Annotated in this window: 3 protein-coding genes; all 3 read right to left on the bottom strand. The window is 40.2% G+C overall.

Annotation, left to right across the window (positions count from 1 at the left end; all coding sequences use genetic code 11):
- On the bottom strand, positions 1-229 hold a 229-nt coding region (locus J5224_RS25465), incomplete at its 3' end, for a tetratricopeptide repeat protein (RefSeq protein WP_264627991.1).
- A gap of 151 nt (positions 230-380) precedes the next feature.
- Entirely contained in the window at positions 381-1,520 is a 1,140-nt protein-coding gene (locus J5224_RS25460) for an EscU/YscU/HrcU family type III secretion system export apparatus switch protein (protein ID WP_264627990.1), read from the bottom strand.
- 18 nt (positions 1,521-1,538) lie between these two features.
- On the bottom strand, positions 1,539-2,121 hold a 583-nt coding region (sctT, locus tag J5224_RS25455), incomplete at its 5' end, for a type III secretion system export apparatus subunit SctT (protein WP_264627989.1).

Here is a 2,121-nt window from a genome sequence, read left to right as displayed (position 1 = left end):
TATAAAAATCGTAGATGCATAAAAAGCGAAAAAGTGATTCAGCGTCATCTAACTTGCCCATATGATAAAAGTCATAGGCAAGCTTATAAACATCACTCATTGTTTCGTTCGATACGCCATGAACATCTTTTAACGTTGCACCATTATGAATGGCATCCATGAGTTGCTCAGAATAATCTTTGTGCAATGTTTCCTCAACTTCATCACGCAATTCATTTTTAGCATCCATTACCTTTTTAAAGCTCATCTTAGACCTTCCATATTATGGATAAAATGGAAAAATGTTAATATAACGATAAATTCATCGAGAGTGTAGATAGTAATGAATACAAGCACTATCATACTGTTCACCCATGAAACCCGGGTACAAAAAAAACGTACTATTGTTTCTTATCACATAATTTTGTTCCAGAATCTGCCAATGGCGATTCTTGAGAAACCTCGCCTTCATACTCATTGACTTCATTATTATCGTTAAACGCATCCAATTCTTCGAGTTCGACTCGGCGCAACCATATCAATATATCCATAACAGCCATAAGCGCGTCATCGTTTATTGAAATAAAACTGTATGCGGTGTAACTGCTATAAAGTTTTCTTGCCAACTTTACGTCACGAACAACCGGTATTCCTTCTTTTTCCGCATAGGCAATTGCTGCCTGCGCTTTCATGTTTGAACATCGCAAAGAGATAAACGGTAAATAAGCCACTTCCATATTAAAATAAATTGCAACCGCAATATGTGTAGGATTGGCCATGATCACTTCTGAGTTTCGGATTGCGGTTCGCTCTTCACTTGAGAGAATTTCATGATGCGCCCGGCGTCGGGCTCGCTTGATTTCAGGATTACCATCCAACTCTTTGCGCTCTTGTTTTACCTCATGCTTATCCATTTTCATCTCTCTGATGTAGAGAAAGTATTCAACAATGAATTCCGCCAACAAAATAAGCACAGACCAAAGAATAAAGAGCAATATACTTTTTATAGTGACAGACACCCAATAGGCAATTAACTGTATAAGGGTGCCATGATAAACCAAAAGTATGTTTTTTAATTCGTAGACGATAATGGTATAACACGTACCAAACAATACGCCCAGATACAAAAATGATTTCACAAAATCTTTAGCAGTCCTAAGACTAAATATCCTTTTAAATCCTTCGATTGGATTGAGTGCTTTGATGTTAAAACGTAAAGCTTCAGTAGCTATTGAAAATTTAGTTTGCAACAATGTTGTGGCAAACCCGACAACGATACACAGAGCGATAAAAGGCAGACACATCTGCAATAAAATCACCACCAATTGAATACTGTATGAGATAGCTGTCATCTTGTTGTTATATAGTAATGCAATACTGTATAGTTCGATAAGCGGGCCAAAATCCATGCCGCTCCCCAGGAAAAAAACACCTGAAATTAATACCACCGTTGCAACAAGATCCCGACTGCGAAAAGTTTGTCCCTTCTTTGCTGAATCACGTCTTTTCTTTTCTGTCGGTTTTTCTGTTTTCTCAGCCATATCTCTTTCTCCATGACGTCAAATAAAAAAGCGTTGAAACGCCTGTAAAGAAAAAAGAGGTAAGGGTTTTTCAGTCAATGATTGGAATCCATAGAGCAAAAATACAGCAAAAGCGATGACGCTTTTGATGGTCAACGAGAGAGAAAATGGATTAAGCTGCGGGCAATAACGCGAAAAGACACCTAACAATACTTCTGACAACATCATGACAATGAGCACCGGTGCTGCCAACATGATGCTGCCTTGCATTAACATCAAGAGTAAATGCCCGGTCTCGTTAATGTTCATTTCACTCAGCTCACTCCCTTTGGGCAATACCCGGTAACTTGCTGCCAATACTTCAACCAGCAAACGCATACCGCCTTGAGCAAAAAAGATCGCGCCAAAGGCAAAATTGAAAAAACCAGAGAGAATGGAACCTTGAACACCGTGCACCGGATCGATGCTATCGCTTATCGTCGCGCCGCGTTGGTTATCGATAAGTTCACCCAGCGCTATCACCATCCAAAAAGGCAAGCAAAGCGTTACGGCTAAAATCAGGCCCACGACCAGTTCTGTTACCAGTACCATCCCGCCCCCTAAATCCGTGGCGGGACTCGCC

Source organism: Candidatus Symbiopectobacterium sp. NZEC135 (assembly GCF_025962695.1).
The sequence above is the reverse complement of the archived record's forward strand: the minus strand, read 5'-3'. Positions and strand labels throughout refer to the sequence as shown.

What these genes read in the sequence shown, in the direction of transcription:
- J5224_RS25460 (WP_264627990.1), bottom strand. Translation starts at nt 1,520, where the DNA reads ATGGCTGAGAAAACAGAAAAACCGACAGAAAAGAAAAGACGTGATTCA.